The following is a 16,195-nucleotide window of genomic DNA, read 5'->3' as shown; positions in this document are numbered from 1 at the left end:
ATTTCGTGGGTTCACTGACAGGTAAGAACGTTCTGATCACAGGCGCTCTCGGCACCATCGGCCAGGCATTGGTCAGCCGGTACGTAGAGGAAGGTGCCACCGTCATCGCGTTGGATCGACCTGACGCGCCCGACGCGCAGCAGACTCTCGACAGTATCGGTGAAGGAATTCGATTCTTCGGGTGTGACCTGAGTGATCTGGAGGGTATCGAGTCGTCGGTAAAGGCGTTGGCCGACGAGATCGGTGGGGTCGATGTCTTGGTCAACAATGCGGCCCTGGTGATCTTCAAGCCTCATGCCGAATTCACCATCAAGGAGTACGAGGATCAGGTGAGGGTGAACTCCTCGGCCGTTTTCGTATTGTCGCGCGTGTGTTCGGAGCACATGAAGGCAAAGAACTACGGCAAGATCGTCAACATCACGTCGCTCACCCTCACCGGCCGATGGACGGGGTATGTGCCCTACATTGCGTCTAAGGGCGCAATGTTCGGACTGATCAAGGGTATGGCCCGCGAACTGGGCGATTACCTCATCAACGTGAATGGAATTTCTCCCGGTGCAGTCCTCTCCGACGCAGAGTTCCGCGACCGTGGCGACCAGCAGCCTGGATACGACGCGTGGGTGCTCGAGAATCAGAGCATGAAGAAGCGAATCGCGGCAATCGACATTGCGAACCTCGCAGTCTTCCTGTCCACGCCTGAATCGGACATGATCACCGGTCAGGACATTGCGGTCGACGGCGGAATGTAAATCGGTGCGTGACCTTTCATCAGCCAGCCTCTGCTGATCAGGACAAGGAGCTCTCTGTGTCAAGCATCATCGTAGTCGGAGTGGACGGGGGGGAGGCCTCGATGCGGGCTGCCCGCCGAGCGGCGGAAATCGCGCGGAGGCTGGGATCGACTTTGCATGTGGTGAATGCAGTCGACCGCGGCACTGTCAAGGAGTATCCCGGCAGGCCTGGGACCACGGCCGTGACCTCGGGTGAGTTCGCGGACGCCATCGTCGGTGACGCTGCGGACGAACTTCGGACCACAGTCGAGCAGGTGACGACTTCGGTAGTGTACGGCCGCGCCGCGGTCGCTCTATCAGAGGAGGCTGCGAGGCTCGATGCAGAGCTCATCGTCGTGGGAAACAGGCGTGCACAGGGACTTTCGCGTGTGCTCGGAAGTGTTGCAAGTGCCGTCGCTGCTCATGCGCCCTGCGACGTGTACATCGCGAAGACTGTCTGATCGCATAATCGCGCATACAGGACTGGACGTGACCCTCACGGGTCACGTCCAGTCCTGTATGCGCGACAGGTGGTACGGCGGAGGAAGGGTGTGGTCGTCCCGCCGTACCACTTTTCAGAGCTTGTACTCGGCGAGCATCGCTCGACCGATGATGATCTTCTGGATATCCGTCGTACCCTCGCCGATCAGCATGAAAGCTGCTTCGCGGTAAAGCCGTTCGATCTCGTATTCTTTCGAGTATCCGTAGCCACCGTGAATGCGGAACGAGGCCTGAACGACCTCGTTGCAGTATTCGCTGGCCACCATCTTTGCCATTCCCGCTTCGACGTCCATCCGCTCTCCAGCATCTTTCAGCCGAGCCGCACGCACCACCATCGAGTGTGCGGTCTCGACCTTGGTGGCCATTTCGGCGATGCGGAACAGGATCGCCTGGTGTTGGGCGATCGGCTTGCCGAAGGTCTCGCGCTGCTGGGCATACTTGACGCCCAGCTCGAAGGCTCGATTGGCGATTCCCACGGCGCGCGCGCCCACATTGACACGTCCCACTTCGACGCCGTCCATCATCTGGTAGAACCCCTTCCCGGTTTCGCCGCCCAGCACCTGGGTTTCGTCCACCCGATGATGATCGAGGATCATCTCGGTGGTGTCGATGCCCTTGTAGCCCATCTTGTCGATCTTCCCGGGGATGGTCACGCCCTGTGCGGTCTCGCCGAATCCGGGTTCCTTCTCGACCAGGAACGTTGTCATGTTTTTGTAGACCGAGTCGGAGCCGTCTTCTGTCTTGCACAGCACGGCGACGAGATTCGAGGAGCCACCGTTGGTCAGCCACATCTTCTGCCCGGTGATCTCGTATCCCTCGGCCGTCCGCTTGGCCTTGGTGGAGATGGCCGCCACGTCCGAACCGAGCCCAGGCTCGGACATCGAGAACGCGCCGCGAACCTCGCCGGTGGCCATCCGGGGCAGGTAGCGCAGCTTCTGTTCCTCGGTGCCGTGCTGAGTCAACATGTACGCCACGATGAAGTGGGTGTTGATGACACCCGAGACACTCATCCAGCCACGGGCGATCTCCTCGACCACCAGTGCGTACGTCAGTAGTGACTCGCCGAGACCGCCGTACTCCTCCGGGATCATGAGTCCGAAAATTCCCAGATCCTTTAGTCCCTCGACGATCTCCGTCGGATACTCGTCTGCATGTTCCAACTCGGTTGCGACGGGAATGATTTTCTTCTCGACGAAGCGTCGAACGACATCGAGTATCTCGTCCTGCTCGGCAGTCAGTCCCGTTGTGCGCGCGAGTCGGCTCATGATCAGTATCTCCTCTGTGATCCATTTGACTAAGGTACTAGATGTCAGACATATTACATACATGTCTAATTCGGTAGTAGTGGTTACTGGTGCTGGGCGAGGCCTCGGTGAGGCGATAGCGCTGGAGGTTGCGCGCCAAGGCTCCTCGGTTGTCCTCGCCGGAAGATCGATCGAGCCGCTGGAAAGCGTGAAGTCCAGCATCGAAATGCAGGGAGGACGCGCGCTGGTGCGCGTGACGGATGTGACCGATTCCGACTCCGTGGCGGCACTGTTCGAGGACGCAGAGAATGCCTTCGGCCGGATTGATGTGCTGGTGAACAACGCGGGTATCGCCAATCGTGTCAATCTTGTCGATCTCGGCGAGGCCGAATGGGACCGCATCTTCGACACCAACGTCCGCGGGATGTTCCTGTGCAGTCGTGAGGCCGGACGGCGATTCGCTATTGCCGGCTCCGGGCGCGCGGTCAACGTTGCTTCGGTGTTCGGCTTGCTTGGCCGGCCTGGGTATTCCGCGTACTGCGCGTCCAAAGGTGCCGTCATCAACTTCACTCGGTCCGTCGCTGCGGAATGGGCGCGGTTCGGTGCGCAAATGAATGCCGTTGCGCCCGGCTACTTCGCAACCGATATCAATGCCGAGCTCCGCGCCGACGACGCAGCCATGGCCAAGGTCATGCGCCGTATTCCGGCCTACCGCATGGGCACGCCGGACGAACTCGCCAACGTAGTGGCGTACCTGGCACTCACGGCACCGGATTTTTTGACCGGGCAGACCATCGCGGTCGACGGCGGAGAAGCGAGCGTTTGAACAGTGAAAGGGAGAAGCATGACCGATGCAGTGATCTGCGAGCCGATCCGTACGCCGGTGGGCCGCTACGGAGGCATCTTCAAGGACGTGCCGGTGACGACATTGGCCGCGACAGTGATGAAGGGTCTCGTCGACCGGACAGGGTTGACGGCGGCAGACATCGACGACGTCATCTTCGGTCAGGGCTACCCGAACGGTGAGGCAGCCGCCATCGGCAGGATTGCAGCACTCGATGCCGGTCTCGATGTGTCGGTGCCAGGTCTTCAGATAGACCGGCGCTGCGGGTCGGGTCTCCAGGCTGTGCTGTACGCATGCATGCAGGTCGCGACCGGTGGCTCTGATCTGGTGCTGGCCGGCGGTGCCGAGAGTATGAGTCAAGCGGAGTACTACATGCCAAATGCCCGATGGAACTCTGGCGGTCTCCCCGATCTCCGTGATCGGCTCGCGAGCCCGCGTAGCAATTCTGGAGGGCGGCGCTACCCAGTTCGGGGCGGAATGATCGAGACCGCCGAAAACGTTGCAGAGAAGTTTTCCGTCACGCGCGAACAGCAGGACGAGTGGGCGTTGCGGTCGCAGCAGCGCGCCGCTGCGGCCATCGACGCCGGACTGTTCGAGGACGAGATGATCCCTGTGGTTGTTCCGCGTCGAGGAGGTGAGCCACTCGTCGTCTCCCAAGACGAGCATCCGCGCCCGGACACCACAATCGAGTCGCTCTCGCGGCTGAAACCGATGATGCGCGCGACCCTGCCCGGCGCATCGGTCACGGCCGGAAACTCCAGCGGTCAGAACGACGCGGCTGCGATAGCGATCGTGACGACGCAAGTGAAGGCCGAGCAGCTCGGGTTGCGTCCGTTGGCGCGACTCGTGAGCTGGTCCCTGGCCGGCGTTGAGCCTGCGCTGATGGGTATCGGCCCTGTTCCGGCCGCACGTCGGGCACTCGAGCGGGCGTCGTTGTCGTGGAAGGACATCGATCTCGTCGAATTGAACGAGGCTTTTGCTGCTCAGGTGATCGGTTGCTTCCGTGGATGGGGTTTGAGCAACGCAGATCTGGACCGCGTCAACGTCAACGGGTCCGGCATCTCACTGGGGCACCCCATCGGTGCGACCGGCGGGCGCATTCTTGCGAACTTGTTGCGCGAGATGGATCGACGCGAATCGAGGTATGGGATGGAAACGATGTGCATGGGTGGCGGTCAAGGACTGGCCGCAATATTCGAGCGGGTGGCGTGAGGTGACACGAGTCCTGTATTTGAGCATGTCGCGGGAGGAGTACTCGCCCAATTACTTTCCGTATTTGCGCACCTATATCGACGGGGTGAAGTCGCCAGACGTCGAGTTCGAGCTCCGCGGAACGCGGGTCGGCCGCATCGACAGCTTCCGGTTCTTCGAGGTCCTCGACTGGGTGTCGATACTCGACTCGGTCGTTGGCGCGGAGCAGGACGGGTTCGACGCGGTCGCCATCGGTAACATTCTCGATCCGGCGCTCCGTGAGGCCCGGTCGATGGTGGACATCCCGGTGCTGGCACTCGGTGAGACTTCGATGTTGACCGCCTGCATGATGGGTAGCCAATTCTCGCTCGTTGGTGTCAATCCATATTTCGGTGGTCGTTTCGAGGAGAACGTCGCCAGGTACGGACTGCGCGACCGGCTCGCGAGCATCGAATGCATGGGCTTGACCCCGCACGAGCTGGATGCGTGCTTTTCTGACCACGGCGGTCGCCAGAAGGCGATCGACTCGTTCGTCGCGGCGGCCCGCGCCTCGCTCGAGAAAGGGGCCGAGGTCGTCATCCCTGCGGGCGGTCGCCTGACCGCGTTCCTCAACGCCGTGGGTATACGCGAGGTCGACGGCGCGCCACTTCTCGACGGAACTGTCTCGCTCGTGACCGCAGTCGAGTCGGCCGTCCGAATTCATCGGCAGGCGGGCGCTTTCGTCAGTCGACGCCGGTTGTACGCCAGAGCGCCCGTTGCTTCGATCCAGGATTCGGCCGCCGAGTATGCCGATGGCTACAACGTCCCTGCTCTGAAGCGTTTGCTCGGCAGTTTCGATTCCACCACACAGCGATCCGAGGAGTGATTTCGATGGATATGCGTTACCCGCTGAGCAAGCAGGAAGTGTTCGTCTCCAACCTGGATCGCCTTCGCGAAACCGCGCCCGAGGTCGCTGATGCTTTTCGTGGTTTGCGGGTGGCCGCCGACGCCTACGGAACTCTGGACCCGAAGCAGCGCGAGCTGAGCTTGTTGGTGGGGTTTGCGGTCACCCGGAACGAGGGCGGCTTTCGCGTGCATTGCACGCGGGCCAAGGACGCAGGCGCGACGGTGGCGGAGATCGAGCAGATTGTCATCTTGCAGCTCGGTACAAACCTCGGTCTCGTGCCCGTGGTGGAGGCGCTGTCTTGGGCGCACGATGAACTGGGCGATTAGCTGAACGGTTATTGTCAGACAATACTCATCATGATAACTTGTGTCCGAGCGCGCGCACGACCAACCCTCATATTCGAGTTCTAACAGGAGCAACATCGATGACAGAACGTAATGGCACCCGCACTGCACTGGTAATGGGGGCGGGGTCTGGAATAGGCCGTGCGACGGCCATCGAATTGGCGGGTGCTGGAGTGCGCGTCGTTGCGGCAGATTTGAATGCACAGTCGGTCTCGGATCTGGCCGCCGAAGTGGATGGGATCATCGACCTCGGGCAGTCTTGGAATGCGACCGATCCCGCGGCCTGCGACGCTGTGGTCGCAGCGGCCGTCGAGGAGCTCGGCGGCCTGGATACCGTCGTTTCCACGGTGGGTTGGACGGCAATCACCAAATTCCTCGACGAGTCACCTGATTACTGGCGTCGAATCATCGACGTGAACCTGATGTCGGCAATCTACCTGTCGGCGGCTGCTGGTCGGGTGATGAAAAAGAACGGGGGTGCCATCGTGCTGACCTCGTCCGAGGCAGGCACCGTCGGGACGTCCGGCGAGGCGGTCTATTCGGCGGCGAAGGCCGGCATCATCGCGTTGGTCAAATCGCTCGCTCGCGAGTGGGCGCGCTTCGGAATTCGGGTCAACGCAGTTGCACCGGGTATAACCGCCACCCCCCTGCTCGAGGAGCAAGGTCTGGTATCCGGTGACGGCGCGGACGGTGGGGTGCTGGGCAGCATTCTGAGGGGCGTGCCGATGCGTCGAGCGGGTGAGCCGTCCGAAATCGCCGCTGCGATCGCATATCTCGCGGGCGGCGGTGCCAGCTACGTCACCGGGCAGACCCTGTGCGTCGGCGGAGGATTGACGATGGGCTCATGACGTGCCGGCTTGCCATTCCGATCACGAGTTTCTCCAATCCCACACCGAGAGGTCGTTCATCCCATGCGTGACAAAACGGTCCTGATCACCGGCGGTTCCCGCGGAATGGGGCAGCAACTCGCGTTGCGTCTCGCCGGTGAAGGCGCAAACATCGTCGTCAACTACCGCCGCGACACCGAGGCCGCGAGCCAGACAGTCGAGGCCATCGAAGCGGCGGGAGGAAAGGCACTCGCTGTGCAGGCGGACGTGTCCGACACTGCCGCCGTCGAGGCCATGATCGGACACGCGGTCGACCGCTTCGGCTCCCTCGACGTCGTCGTGGCCAACGCCGCAGCCAGCGCATTCAAGCCCCTGATTGACATCCACGGACGCCACATCGAGAAGACGATGGGCATTACCGTGCAAGGCTTCCTCGACCTGGTTCGACTGGCTCTGCCACACATGAACCGTGGCGGTCGCGTCATGGCTGTCAGCGGTTGGGACAGCTTCCGCGTCCTCCCGGGACACGGCCTCCTCGGCGCGGCCAAGGCTGCGATGGAGACCATCGTGAAGTACCTTGCGATCGAGTTGGCCGCCAACGGGGTTAGCACGATCGGAGTCTGCCCAGGTCCGATCGACACCGACTCCTTCCGCTACTACGCAGGCGACGCGTGGGACGATTACGCGAAGCAGTGGCTCGCGCAGACCCCGTCGGGTGCGTACCCGACGCCGGCCGAGGTCGCCGAGGTCATGGCGTTCCTGTGTTCTCCCCAGAGCGCCGCCATCAACGGCCAGACCATCGTGGTCGACGGCGGGCTGTCACTGGCGACCATGCCAATCGGCTTCGGCCAAGGTTGATGATGAGTGCGCAGTCATCGGCGGTCGCCCAGACCGTCGTCCAGTTGATGAGTCAGATCCAACGTCGCCCCGGGCACGAGGTGGCCGCGGAAGACACTGCCGGACAGCATCGGTTGACCATCGCCGAACTAGTGCTCTCGTCGAACCGCTTGGCCAACGCCTTTATAGGCCTCGGCCTGACGCCGGGCAGTCGCGTCGCATACGTAGCGCAGAACCACGTTGAGTACGTGGTGCTCGAATTCGCTTTGCTCAAAGCAGGACTCGTCAAAGTTCCCCTCAATCATCGGTTCGCTCCGAACGAGCTCCGTCGGTGCATCGAATTGGCGGACGTTCGTCTTGTCGTGGCCGACGACGCATCGTCTGCCGTACTCGACGAGGTTCTCGACGGCACCGACATCCTGCGAGTTCACATCGGGCCACGGGACGGATGGCTGAACTTCGCCGGGATCGTCGCAGGCGGCGCACCGACATCCGTACAGGCCGCGACCGGTCCCGACGATCTTTATCACATTCGCTTCAGCTCAGGCTCCACCGGAAAACCGAAGGGAATAGCCATCTCTCATCGCGGTGCTCGTGCGGCGATCCTCGGGAACACCTGGGTGATGAGCAGCAGTGGACCCGTCGACAGGCCGCGAACGCTGCAAGTTGCGCCGCTGGTGTACGCCGGTGGCTGGAGCGTTCTGCCCACCCTGCTCTGCGGCGGCACCAACGTCTTCATGGACCGCTTCGATGCGGAGCAGATGCTGGAAGTGATTATCCGACGCGGGATCACGTGGATGTTCGCGGTACCGACGATGCTGCGGCGCATGAGCACGCTGACGGAACTGTCCGCACTGCGGGAGTCCTCGCTCAGTTGCCTCATGCTTGCCGGTGAACCGGCGGCTCTACCCGCGCTCGAGGTGGTGGGTCAACACACGGATGCATTGATCCAGTGCTGGGGCCAGACCGAAGCGCCCGCATCGACGACGCTGCTGTCACGAACCGACATGAAGCACCGCGAGCTCTGGGCGTCGATCGGGCGCCCGGTTCCCGGTGTCGAGTTCTCGGTCTACACCGATGGTGTTGTTCTGGACAGTCCGGAGCCAGGTGTCGACGGCGAACTAGTCATCCGTACGCCAAGTGTCGCGAGCACTCTTCTGGGGGCCGAGCCCGAACACGCCGAGCGGTTGCTACCCGACGGCTGGTGGCGCACTTCGGATCTCGGTCACTTCGATGACGCGGGGCGCATCTACATCGTCGGTCGCTCGAGCGAAACGATCATTACGGGCGGTACAAATATTCAACCTGTGGAGATAGAGCGGGCACTCGAGGAGCATTCATCTGTCCGCGAGGCCGTGGTGGTCGGTGTTCCCGACGCGAAGTGGGGGGAGACTCCGGCGGCATATGTGCACCTGTCCGAGCCCTGGGAGTCCGTCGGTGCCGATCTCGACGCGTGGCTGAAGAACAACCTTGCCGGATTCAAGCGGCCTGGTCACATATTCGTCTCACCAGATCCTATTCCACGCGCCTCGGGAGAGTCGAAGATCGCGCGAGGCGACATCAAGAAGATCGTGCAGTCGTGGGTTGCGGACCCGAGCGGTGTGCCGGCCAACGTGACCAGAGTGGAGAAATGACGTGACGGACATCGTCGTATCGGTGGCAGAAGAAATCGGAACTGTCCGACTGAACCGGCCGGACAGAGGAAATTCGGTGACCCCGGACGTCGTGCGACGCATGGGCGAAGCAGTGACCGAACTCGCGGAGACCGACTCGGTTTCCGCTGTGGTGCTCACCGGTACCGGCAAAGTGTTCTGCGCCGGCGCTGACGTTCAAGAGATGTACGACGTCTACAACGCCGACGGTCCCGATGGGTTGATGGAGTACCTCGCCGCAACCTGGATGCCTGCCGTGCAGCACACCGTTCGATTGCTGTGGGGTGCAGCGGTTCCGTTGGTCGCTGCCTATAACGGGGCCGCAACTGCAGGAGGTCTGGACTTCGGGCTCGCCTGTGACGTGCGGCTTGCGTCGTCGAGGGCGCGATTTGCCGAAAGTTACGTCAATCTAGGAATGGTCCCGGTAGCTGGCGGCGCGTACCTTCTGCCATCCCTCATCGGTTCGGCCGACGCATTGCGGATGCTCGCAACGGGCGAGTTCATCTCCGCCGAAAGGGCCCTGGCTCTCGGCATGGTCAGTGAAGTGTGCGAACCCGACGCACTGTCCGACCGCGCCTTCGAGGTGGCCCGTGAGATGACGCACGGGCCGTCGGCCACCTACGCGAGTGCCAAGAAGATCGTTCGTGCGAGATCCACAGTCGAGCTCGACGCAGCCCTCCATGCGAGCCTGGCGGCTAACATCGGTTTGATCGCCCGACCCGACGTTCGTGCCGGCATACTCGCGGTCATGGAGCGCTACAGCGCTGGTTCGAGCAGTTGAGCGAACCCATGCGCCTCGGGGTGGTCGCCGAGTCCACGCCTGGTGAAACCCGCGTTGCAGCAACCCCTGCCAGCGTTCGCAAGCTTCTCGGCCTCGGCTACGAGGTCCTCGTCGAACAGGGTGCGGGGGAGCGGGCGAGTTTTACGGACAGTACATACCGCGAGGCAGGCGCGACCGTGGCCACAGGTGATGTCGTGTGGGCTGCCGAGGTCGTCCTGAAGGTCGATGCACCGACAGCGCTAGAGATCGACCGATTGTCGGACGACGCGACGACAGTGAGTCTGATCGGTCCAGCATCGAACGCGGAACTCGTTGCAACATTGGCACAACGGAATCTGACAGTTCTCGCAATGGATGCGGTGCCTCGTATTTCGCGCGCACAATCCATGGACGTTCTGTCGTCGATGGCGAACATCGCCGGCTATCGCTCGGTGATCGAAGCGGCTCATGAGTTCGGTCGATTCTTCACCGGCCAGGTGACCGCCGCAGGCAAGGTCCCGCCCGCCAAGGTGCTGGTTGCCGGAGCCGGGGTTGCGGGGCTGGCGGCAGTGGGCGCGGCTTCGAGCCTCGGGGCAATCGTTCGGGCAACCGATCCGCGACCCGAGGTTGCCGAACAGGTCCGTTCCATCGGCGGACAATTTCTCGAAGTAGATGTAGCGCAGGCAGAGTCGACCGACGGTTACGCCAAGGCCACTAGCGAGGACTACAACCGACGTGCGGCGGAGATCTACTCCGAGCAGGCGGCCGATGTCGACATCATCATCACCACCGCGCTGATTCCTGGGCGGTCCGCACCTCGTCTGATCACCGAGGCAGATGTCGCCTCGATGAAGTCGGGCAGTGTCGTGGTGGATATGGCTGCCGGACAAGGTGGAAACGTTGCCGGGTCCGTCGCCGGGGAGCGCGTTGTCACAGACAACGGTGTGGTCATCCTCGGCTATACCGATCTGGCGCGCCGACTTCCCACCCAGGCCTCGCAGCTCTACGGCACCAATGTGGCAAACCTGCTGGCGCTGCTGACCCCGGCGAAAGACGGCCGCCTGGTCCTGGACTTCGACGATGTCGTTCAGCGCGGTGTCACAGTGGTGCGCGACGGCCACACGACATGGCCACCGCCGCCGACGGCCGTCTCCGCAGCGCCGCCAGCACCGACCGCCGAAGTAGTTGCGCCGCAGGTGCAATCATCCCGGCCGATGTGGCATCGCTGGGCATGGCTTGCTGGCGGAGTGCTTGTATTCTTCCTGATTCTAGGATTTGCGCCTGCTCCGCTCCCGCAGCACTTCACGGTGCTTGTGCTGTCCGTCATCGTGGGTTACTACGTGATCGGCAACGTTGCGCATGCGTTGCACACACCGTTGATGGCGGTGACCAACGCAATCAGCGGCATCATCGTCGTCGGTGCGCTCGTCCAACTCGGTGTTGCCGGTGATTCCACCAATGCCGGCGTGATCCGGGTGTTGGCTTTCGTCGCTACTCTTCTGGCCGCAATCAACGTGTTCGGGGGATTCGCAGTCACTCGGCGGATGCTTCGGATGTTCAGTAAAGGCTGAGGCATCATGACCGTGTTGTCCGCGACGAGCGCTGCGTATCTCGTCGCAGCTGTATTGTTCATCTTTTCTCTGGCAGGGCTCTCGAGGCACGAGACTTCGAAGAACGGCATCGCCTACGGCATCGTGGGAATGGCGATCGCAGTCGGTGCCACCATTGTGGTGGTCGTCGACGGCTCGGGCGGCGTGGCGATTGGATTGCTCGTCGTGGCACTGCTGATCGGCACGGCCATCGGGCGGTGGCGTGCCCGGGTGGTCGAGATGACGGGGATGCCGGAACTCATTGCACTGCTGCATTCTTTCGTAGGTCTCGCAGCGGTACTGGTGGGTTGGAACGGGTACCTCGCACACGAATCCTTCGCCTCCGGTGGAATGGAGGGTATTCATCACGCCGAGGTGTTCATCGGAGTGTTCATCGGGGCGGTGACGTTCACCGGTTCGATCGTTGCGAACCTGAAGCTGTCCGGCCGAATGTCGTCGTCCCCGTTGATGCTTCCCGGCAAGAATGCTCTCAATATCGCTGCGTTGGTGGCCTTCTTCGCACTCACTGTCTGGTTCGTCGCGGTGCCTTCGCTGTGGTTGCTCGTTGCGGTCACCGTACTGGCGTTCGCCCTCGGTTGGCATCTGGTGGCGTCGATCGGCGGTGGCGACATGCCGGTGGTCGTGTCGATGTTGAACTCGTATTCCGGTTGGGCTGCAGCGGCTTCGGGCTTCCTGCTGAACAACGACCTGCTGATCGTCACGGGAGCCCTTGTCGGATCCTCGGGCGCGTACCTGTCCTACATCATGTGCACCGCGATGAACCGCTCGTTCGTCTCCGTCATCGCCGGTGGATTCGGTGCCACCGCTTCTGTCTCGGACGATACCGACTACGGCGAGCACCGTGAGATCGACGCGGAGTCTGCGGCTGACCTTCTGCAGAACGCGTCCTCGGTGGTCATCACTCCGGGTTACGGAATGGCCGTCGCGCAGGCGCAGTATCCCGTCGCAGAGTTGGCCAAGGCTTTGCGTGAGCGGGGAGTGGACGTGAAGTTCGCAATCCACCCGGTTGCAGGTCGATTGCCCGGCCACATGAATGTGCTACTCGCCGAAGCGAAGGTTCCCTACGACATCGTCTTGGAGATGGACGAGATCAATGACGAGTTACATCATGTCGACGTGGTGCTGGTGATCGGCGCAAATGACACGGTCAACCCGGCCGCGGCCGAGAACCCATCGTCGCCGATCGCGGGTATGCCGGTACTGCGCGTATGGGAAGCCAAGGATGTCGTTGTGTTCAAACGTTCCATGGCAACCGGGTATGCGGGTGTGCAGAACCCGCTCTTCTTCCGAGACAACAGCCGAATGTTGTTCGGCGACGCCAAGGCTCGAGTAGAGGACATCGTCCGCAACATGGCATGAAAAAAACCCGTACGTTCGCGCATCGGCATGGAACGTACGGGTTTTCGCGTCAGTCCCGCAGTAGGCGATTGGCCCGGTATCGGGTGTCGTGGTAGCTCGACCACAGCGCGTCGAGCAGTTCCAATACAGCTGCACGTGACCATCCGCGAGTCCATTCGAACGGGCCTGCCGGGTAGTTCGTGCCCAGTTTCATCGCGATGTCGATGTCAGCGGGGGAAGCCACGCCGTGCATGGTTGTCTCCCAGGCTTCGTTGGCGACAACGGCCAGGGTCCGAGCGAGCACAAGGCCGGGCACGTCGGACACGGGGTGGGCAGTGATGCCTGCCCGGTGCAGCATGGCCGCCACCGCCGAAAGCGACTCCACGTGCGACGATGCGACCGCTATCGCAGTGGCCTCGGCAACGCTGATGCAGCGGTCGAGAACGACGACGGGTGTGCCGCCTCGTGCTGCCGATTCCGACCTCGCGGTACGACCGCGGGTGATGACGATGGCTGTTCCGTCGAGAACGAGTTCCGCCTGTGCGTCCGGTGCGTGCTCGTCGCGGGTGACCGCGATGCCGGATCGCTCCAAAACCACGTCCAGCTCGGCGCTGTCACCGCGTCGAACGGCATGCGTTGCAACTGCGCCGAGTGGGACCTGTGCGGGAGCTTCGGCGGGGATGTCCTCTGTGGCGTAGGAGTAGAAGCCATGCCCGCTCTTACGTCCGTAGCGCCCCGCGTCTACGAGCTCGTCTTGGATGCGCGAGGGCTCGAACCGGGGATCGAAGTTGAATGCCGACCAGACCGTTCTGGTCACTGCTGCATTGACGTCATTGCCGATGAGATCCATGAGCTCGAACGGTCCCATCCGGAATTGCCCGGAGCCGCGGATGATCGCGTCGAGTGTTGCAGGCGAGGCCACGCATTCCTGGAGAAGCCGGAGGGGTTCACCGTAAAAGCCACGCGCGACGCGGTTGACGATGAAGCCCGGTGCGTTCGTGACGCGGGCGACGGTCTTGCCCCATGCGACTGCGAGCGTGTCGATCGCGTCTGCGACCTGTTGGTCGGTCTGCAGCCCCATGACGACTTCGACGAGTTTCATTATCGGAACGGGGTTGAAGAAGTGCATACCGACAACGCGAGTGGGGAGTGGGCAGCGCGCGGCGATCGCGGAGACGGACAGCGACGAGGTGTTCGTGGCGAGAATGCACTGTGGGCCGAAATGTTCCGCCGCGGCCGTGAAGACAGCAGACTTGACGTCGAGCGATTCGAGGACGGCCTCGATGACCACGGTGTTGGGATGGCTCGGGGACAGCGGGATCGACGTGCAGGTGGTCAACCGGGACTCGAGCTCGGCCGCGATGGAGGGGTGCCGTTTGGACAAGCGCGCTTGGATGTCGCCGGTTGCCGCCACCAGCTGGTGCTCCTGCGGATCGACGAGAGTGACCGAGTGGCCCGCAGCGAGCGCGGTCTGCGCGATTCCACGTCCCATCGTGCCTGCGCCCACGACGCAGATCGGAGTGGATGCTGTGATCATGTTCTCTCCTGGTGTCGTTGGCGAGTCCGCCCGTCAAACAAAACTTGTTGCTTCTATCTGTCTGACAATGTACCTTTCTGTAAAGAAAGTATCAGACTAAATGTCTTACAAGATTCGATATTCAGAACCGCAAGAGAAAGTGGTACCGCAATGACCTACGAAGACATCGTCGTCTTGGTCGACGAGGGGGTGGCGACCATTGCGATCAACCGCCCCGAGAACGCGAACAAGTTGCGTTTCACCACTGCACGCGAGTTGCTCGACGCATTCCGTATGGTGCGTGAGACGCCGACTGTCGACGTCGCGGTGCTGACCGGAGTAGGCAACAAGTTCTTCTGCATCGGCGGCGAACACGAGGAGCTCGCCTCACTCGATTACTCCAGCGTGATGCCGGTGATCGACCTCTACGAATTCATCGACACGATGCCAAAGCCCGTTATCGCCGCCGTCAACGGATTCGCTGTCGGCGGCGGCAACGTCCTTCAGGTCGTCTGCGACCTGACCGTCGCGGCACCGCATTCGATCTTCAGGCAGGTCGGGCCCATGGTCGGGAGCTTCGACGCCGGATACGGGACGTGGTACCTCGAGCAGACGATCGGGCGCCGACGCGCTAAGGAAATGTGGTATCTCAACCGCAAGTACACAGCCGAACAAGCGCAGGAGATAGGGCTCGTCAACGACATCGCCGAGGATCCGGTCTCTCATGCGATCGAGTTGGCGCAAACGTTGCGCAGCCGCGGACCCTTCGCGCTGGGTGCGCTCAAGGCTGCGTTCTCCGGACGGCACACCGGTGTTGTCGGACAGGCTCGAATGGCTCACGACCTCTTGCTCACTGCGTATCGCAGCACGCAGGAAGCCAACGAGATGTCCGAATCGTTCGAGCAGCGTCGCGAGCCCGACCGTTCGAAGTTCAACCGATGAGCGGCCTCGGCTCCGAGCTGCAAGAGTTTCTGGCGACAGCTACGAAGGTTGCGTCTTCGGTGAGCGACTCGTCCGACTCTGTGAGCGCTTCACGGGGGGCGCTGGAAAGTACCGGGCTTCTCGAGCTCGCCGGCGATGTGGCGGACGAGCCTGATGGTTCGGCCTGGCTTGCTCATACTGTGCGTGAAGTAGCGCAGACGTCACCGTCCCTCGCTTTCGTGCTCGCGGGACGCTACGCGGCAGACCACGTCGGCCGCGCGGTCGGGCCCGGTGGATCGGTGTTCGGACTGGGTTTCGCAGGCTCGGCGACGGTGGTGTCGTCGGCACTCGAGCCCGAGCGTGTGGTGGTTTGGGACGCAGTCACCGGGTCGGTGTCGGTGGCACCGTGGAGGTCCGTAGTCCCCGACGCCGGCGCAAAACGATCGGGCCTTGCACAGGCAGACCTGGTCGAGATCACCATTCCTTCGGATGCTGTGGTCGAGGATGTCGACGCGTCGGAACTGGTATCGCGATGGGACCTGTTCAGCGGGGCCGCTCTGGTCGGCACGGCCCGGCGGGCCGTGCTCGAGTCGCAGTCCTATGTTCTGGGACGTCACCAGTTCGGCGTCCTCATCGGGTCCTTCGCTGGTCTGCGTGCCCTGCTCGCCGAGATGGATCTTCGTGTTCGAGAAGCCGAGGCGTTGCTGCTGCGAGCTCTTGATGACGACAGTTCGTCGCCGGTGTCGGCCGTGGCCGGGCGCGCGGCCGTCGCAGTGTGCATCGATGCCGTGCAGGCCCACGGCGGATACGGATACATCGATGAGTACCCCATCGCCGGACTGTTGCGCGATGCAATCAGCATCCAGTCGAGGGCAGGTGGACGGCGCTTCCACCTGGCAAGGGTTGCCCAGCTCGGTCTGGGTTCTCAAGCGACGGTGCTGCCATGAGCGCCTTATC

16 protein-coding genes are annotated in these 16,195 nt (G+C 62.3%); 14 read left to right on the top strand and 2 right to left on the bottom strand.

Going from position 1 to position 16,195, the window contains the following annotated elements:
• The first annotated feature begins 5 nt into the window (after positions 1-5).
• A complete protein-coding gene (locus H292_RS0122600) occupies positions 6-749 on the top strand; it encodes an SDR family oxidoreductase (protein WP_020112866.1) in 744 nt (247 codons plus the stop codon).
• Positions 750-757: 8 nt separating this feature from the next.
• A complete protein-coding gene (locus H292_RS0122595; protein WP_196806192.1) occupies positions 758-1,228 on the top strand; it encodes a universal stress protein in 471 nt (156 codons plus the stop codon).
• A gap of 114 nt (positions 1,229-1,342) precedes the next feature.
• On the opposite strand, the gene H292_RS0122590 is transcribed toward H292_RS0122595, so the two are convergent.
• On the bottom strand, positions 1,343-2,533 hold the full coding sequence (locus tag H292_RS0122590) for an acyl-CoA dehydrogenase family protein (RefSeq protein WP_020112864.1): 1,191 nt from the start codon (positions 2,531-2,533) through the stop codon (positions 1,343-1,345).
• Between H292_RS0122590 and H292_RS0122585 the strand changes: the two genes are divergently transcribed.
• From H292_RS0122585 to pntB, 10 genes are all read left to right on the top strand, one after another.
• Entirely contained in the window at positions 2,532-3,338 is an 807-nt protein-coding gene (locus tag H292_RS0122585) for an SDR family NAD(P)-dependent oxidoreductase (RefSeq protein WP_231383891.1), read from the top strand. The genes H292_RS0122590 and H292_RS0122585 overlap by 2 nt on opposite strands.
• Before the next feature lie 18 nt (positions 3,339-3,356).
• Entirely contained in the window at positions 3,357-4,568 is a 1,212-nt protein-coding gene (locus tag H292_RS0122580; protein WP_020112862.1) for an acetyl-CoA C-acetyltransferase, read from the top strand.
• 85 nt (positions 4,569-4,653) lie between these two features.
• Positions 4,654-5,412, top strand: a complete 759-nt coding sequence (locus H292_RS0122575) for an aspartate/glutamate racemase family protein (RefSeq protein WP_231383890.1) — start codon at positions 4,654-4,656, stop codon at positions 5,410-5,412.
• A gap of 5 nt (positions 5,413-5,417) precedes the next feature.
• The gene (locus tag H292_RS0122570; protein WP_037189005.1) at positions 5,418-5,759 is read left to right on the top strand and encodes a carboxymuconolactone decarboxylase family protein; all 342 of its coding nucleotides are present in this window, start codon (positions 5,418-5,420) and stop codon (positions 5,757-5,759) included.
• A gap of 98 nt (positions 5,760-5,857) precedes the next feature.
• A complete protein-coding gene (locus H292_RS0122565) occupies positions 5,858-6,625 on the top strand; it encodes an SDR family NAD(P)-dependent oxidoreductase (protein WP_027498995.1) in 768 nt (255 codons plus the stop codon).
• 63 nt (positions 6,626-6,688) lie between these two features.
• Positions 6,689-7,462 carry an SDR family oxidoreductase gene (locus tag H292_RS0122560; RefSeq protein WP_020112858.1) on the top strand — a complete coding sequence of 258 codons (774 nt, stop codon included), beginning with the start codon at positions 6,689-6,691 and terminating at the stop codon, positions 7,460-7,462.
• 2 nt (positions 7,463-7,464) lie between these two features.
• Positions 7,465-9,075 carry a class I adenylate-forming enzyme family protein gene (locus H292_RS0122555; protein WP_231383889.1) on the top strand — a complete coding sequence of 537 codons (1,611 nt, stop codon included), beginning with the start codon at positions 7,465-7,467 and terminating at the stop codon, positions 9,073-9,075.
• Position 9,076: 1 nt separating this feature from the next.
• A complete protein-coding gene (locus H292_RS0122550; protein WP_020112856.1) occupies positions 9,077-9,874 on the top strand; it encodes an enoyl-CoA hydratase/isomerase family protein in 798 nt (265 codons plus the stop codon).
• Between the two features lie 8 nt (positions 9,875-9,882).
• Positions 9,883-11,424: a Re/Si-specific NAD(P)(+) transhydrogenase subunit alpha gene (locus tag H292_RS28240; RefSeq protein ID WP_020112855.1), complete on the top strand. Its 1,542-nt coding sequence runs from the start codon at positions 9,883-9,885 to the stop codon at positions 11,422-11,424.
• A gap of 6 nt (positions 11,425-11,430) precedes the next feature.
• Positions 11,431-12,822: a Re/Si-specific NAD(P)(+) transhydrogenase subunit beta gene (pntB, locus tag H292_RS28235; RefSeq protein WP_020112854.1), complete on the top strand. Its 1,392-nt coding sequence runs from the start codon at positions 11,431-11,433 to the stop codon at positions 12,820-12,822.
• Positions 12,823-12,871: 49 nt separating this feature from the next.
• Here the strand turns inward: pntB and H292_RS27405 are convergent, their stop codons facing one another.
• Positions 12,872-14,338: a 3-hydroxyacyl-CoA dehydrogenase NAD-binding domain-containing protein gene (locus H292_RS27405; protein ID WP_020112853.1), complete on the bottom strand. Its 1,467-nt coding sequence runs from the start codon at positions 14,336-14,338 to the stop codon at positions 12,872-12,874.
• Between the two features lie 150 nt (positions 14,339-14,488).
• On the opposite strand from H292_RS27405, the gene H292_RS0122530 reads away from it, so the two are divergent.
• Together H292_RS0122530 and H292_RS0122525 are read left to right on the top strand one after the other, a co-directional pair.
• The gene (locus H292_RS0122530; protein WP_020112852.1) at positions 14,489-15,259 is read left to right on the top strand and encodes an enoyl-CoA hydratase-related protein; all 771 of its coding nucleotides are present in this window, start codon (positions 14,489-14,491) and stop codon (positions 15,257-15,259) included.
• A gap of 59 nt (positions 15,260-15,318) precedes the next feature.
• The gene (locus tag H292_RS0122525) at positions 15,319-16,185 is read left to right on the top strand and encodes an acyl-CoA dehydrogenase family protein (protein WP_231383888.1); all 867 of its coding nucleotides are present in this window, start codon (positions 15,319-15,321) and stop codon (positions 16,183-16,185) included.
• The last annotated feature ends 10 nt before the right edge of the window (positions 16,186-16,195 follow it).

The sequence above is a fragment of the Rhodococcus sp. 114MFTsu3.1 genome (assembly GCF_000383555.1).
GTDB classification, from domain to species: domain Bacteria; phylum Actinomycetota; class Actinomycetes; order Mycobacteriales; family Mycobacteriaceae; genus Rhodococcoides; species Rhodococcoides fascians_E.
This window is presented reverse-complemented; position numbering and strand designations above follow the sequence as displayed.

What these genes read in the sequence shown, in the direction of transcription:
- H292_RS0122585 (WP_231383891.1), top strand. Translation starts at nt 2,532, where the DNA reads ATGATCAGTATCTCCTCTGTGATCCATTTGACTAAGGTACTAGATGTC.
- H292_RS0122590 (WP_020112864.1), bottom strand. Translation starts at nt 2,533, where the DNA reads ATGAGCCGACTCGCGCGCACAACGGGACTGACTGCCGAGCAGGACGAG.
- H292_RS0122580 (WP_020112862.1), top strand. Translation starts at nt 3,357, where the DNA reads ATGACCGATGCAGTGATCTGCGAGCCGATCCGTACGCCGGTGGGCCGC.
- H292_RS0122570 (WP_037189005.1), top strand. Translation starts at nt 5,418, where the DNA reads ATGGATATGCGTTACCCGCTGAGCAAGCAGGAAGTGTTCGTCTCCAAC.
- H292_RS0122565 (WP_027498995.1), top strand. Translation starts at nt 5,858, where the DNA reads ATGACAGAACGTAATGGCACCCGCACTGCACTGGTAATGGGGGCGGGG.
- H292_RS0122560 (WP_020112858.1), top strand. Translation starts at nt 6,689, where the DNA reads ATGCGTGACAAAACGGTCCTGATCACCGGCGGTTCCCGCGGAATGGGG.
- H292_RS0122555 (WP_231383889.1), top strand. Translation starts at nt 7,465, where the DNA reads ATGAGTGCGCAGTCATCGGCGGTCGCCCAGACCGTCGTCCAGTTGATG.
- H292_RS28240 (WP_020112855.1), top strand. Translation starts at nt 9,883, where the DNA reads ATGCGCCTCGGGGTGGTCGCCGAGTCCACGCCTGGTGAAACCCGCGTT.
- pntB (WP_020112854.1), top strand. Translation starts at nt 11,431, where the DNA reads ATGACCGTGTTGTCCGCGACGAGCGCTGCGTATCTCGTCGCAGCTGTA.
- H292_RS27405 (WP_020112853.1), bottom strand. Translation starts at nt 14,338, where the DNA reads ATGATCACAGCATCCACTCCGATCTGCGTCGTGGGCGCAGGCACGATG.
- H292_RS0122530 (WP_020112852.1), top strand. Translation starts at nt 14,489, where the DNA reads ATGACCTACGAAGACATCGTCGTCTTGGTCGACGAGGGGGTGGCGACC.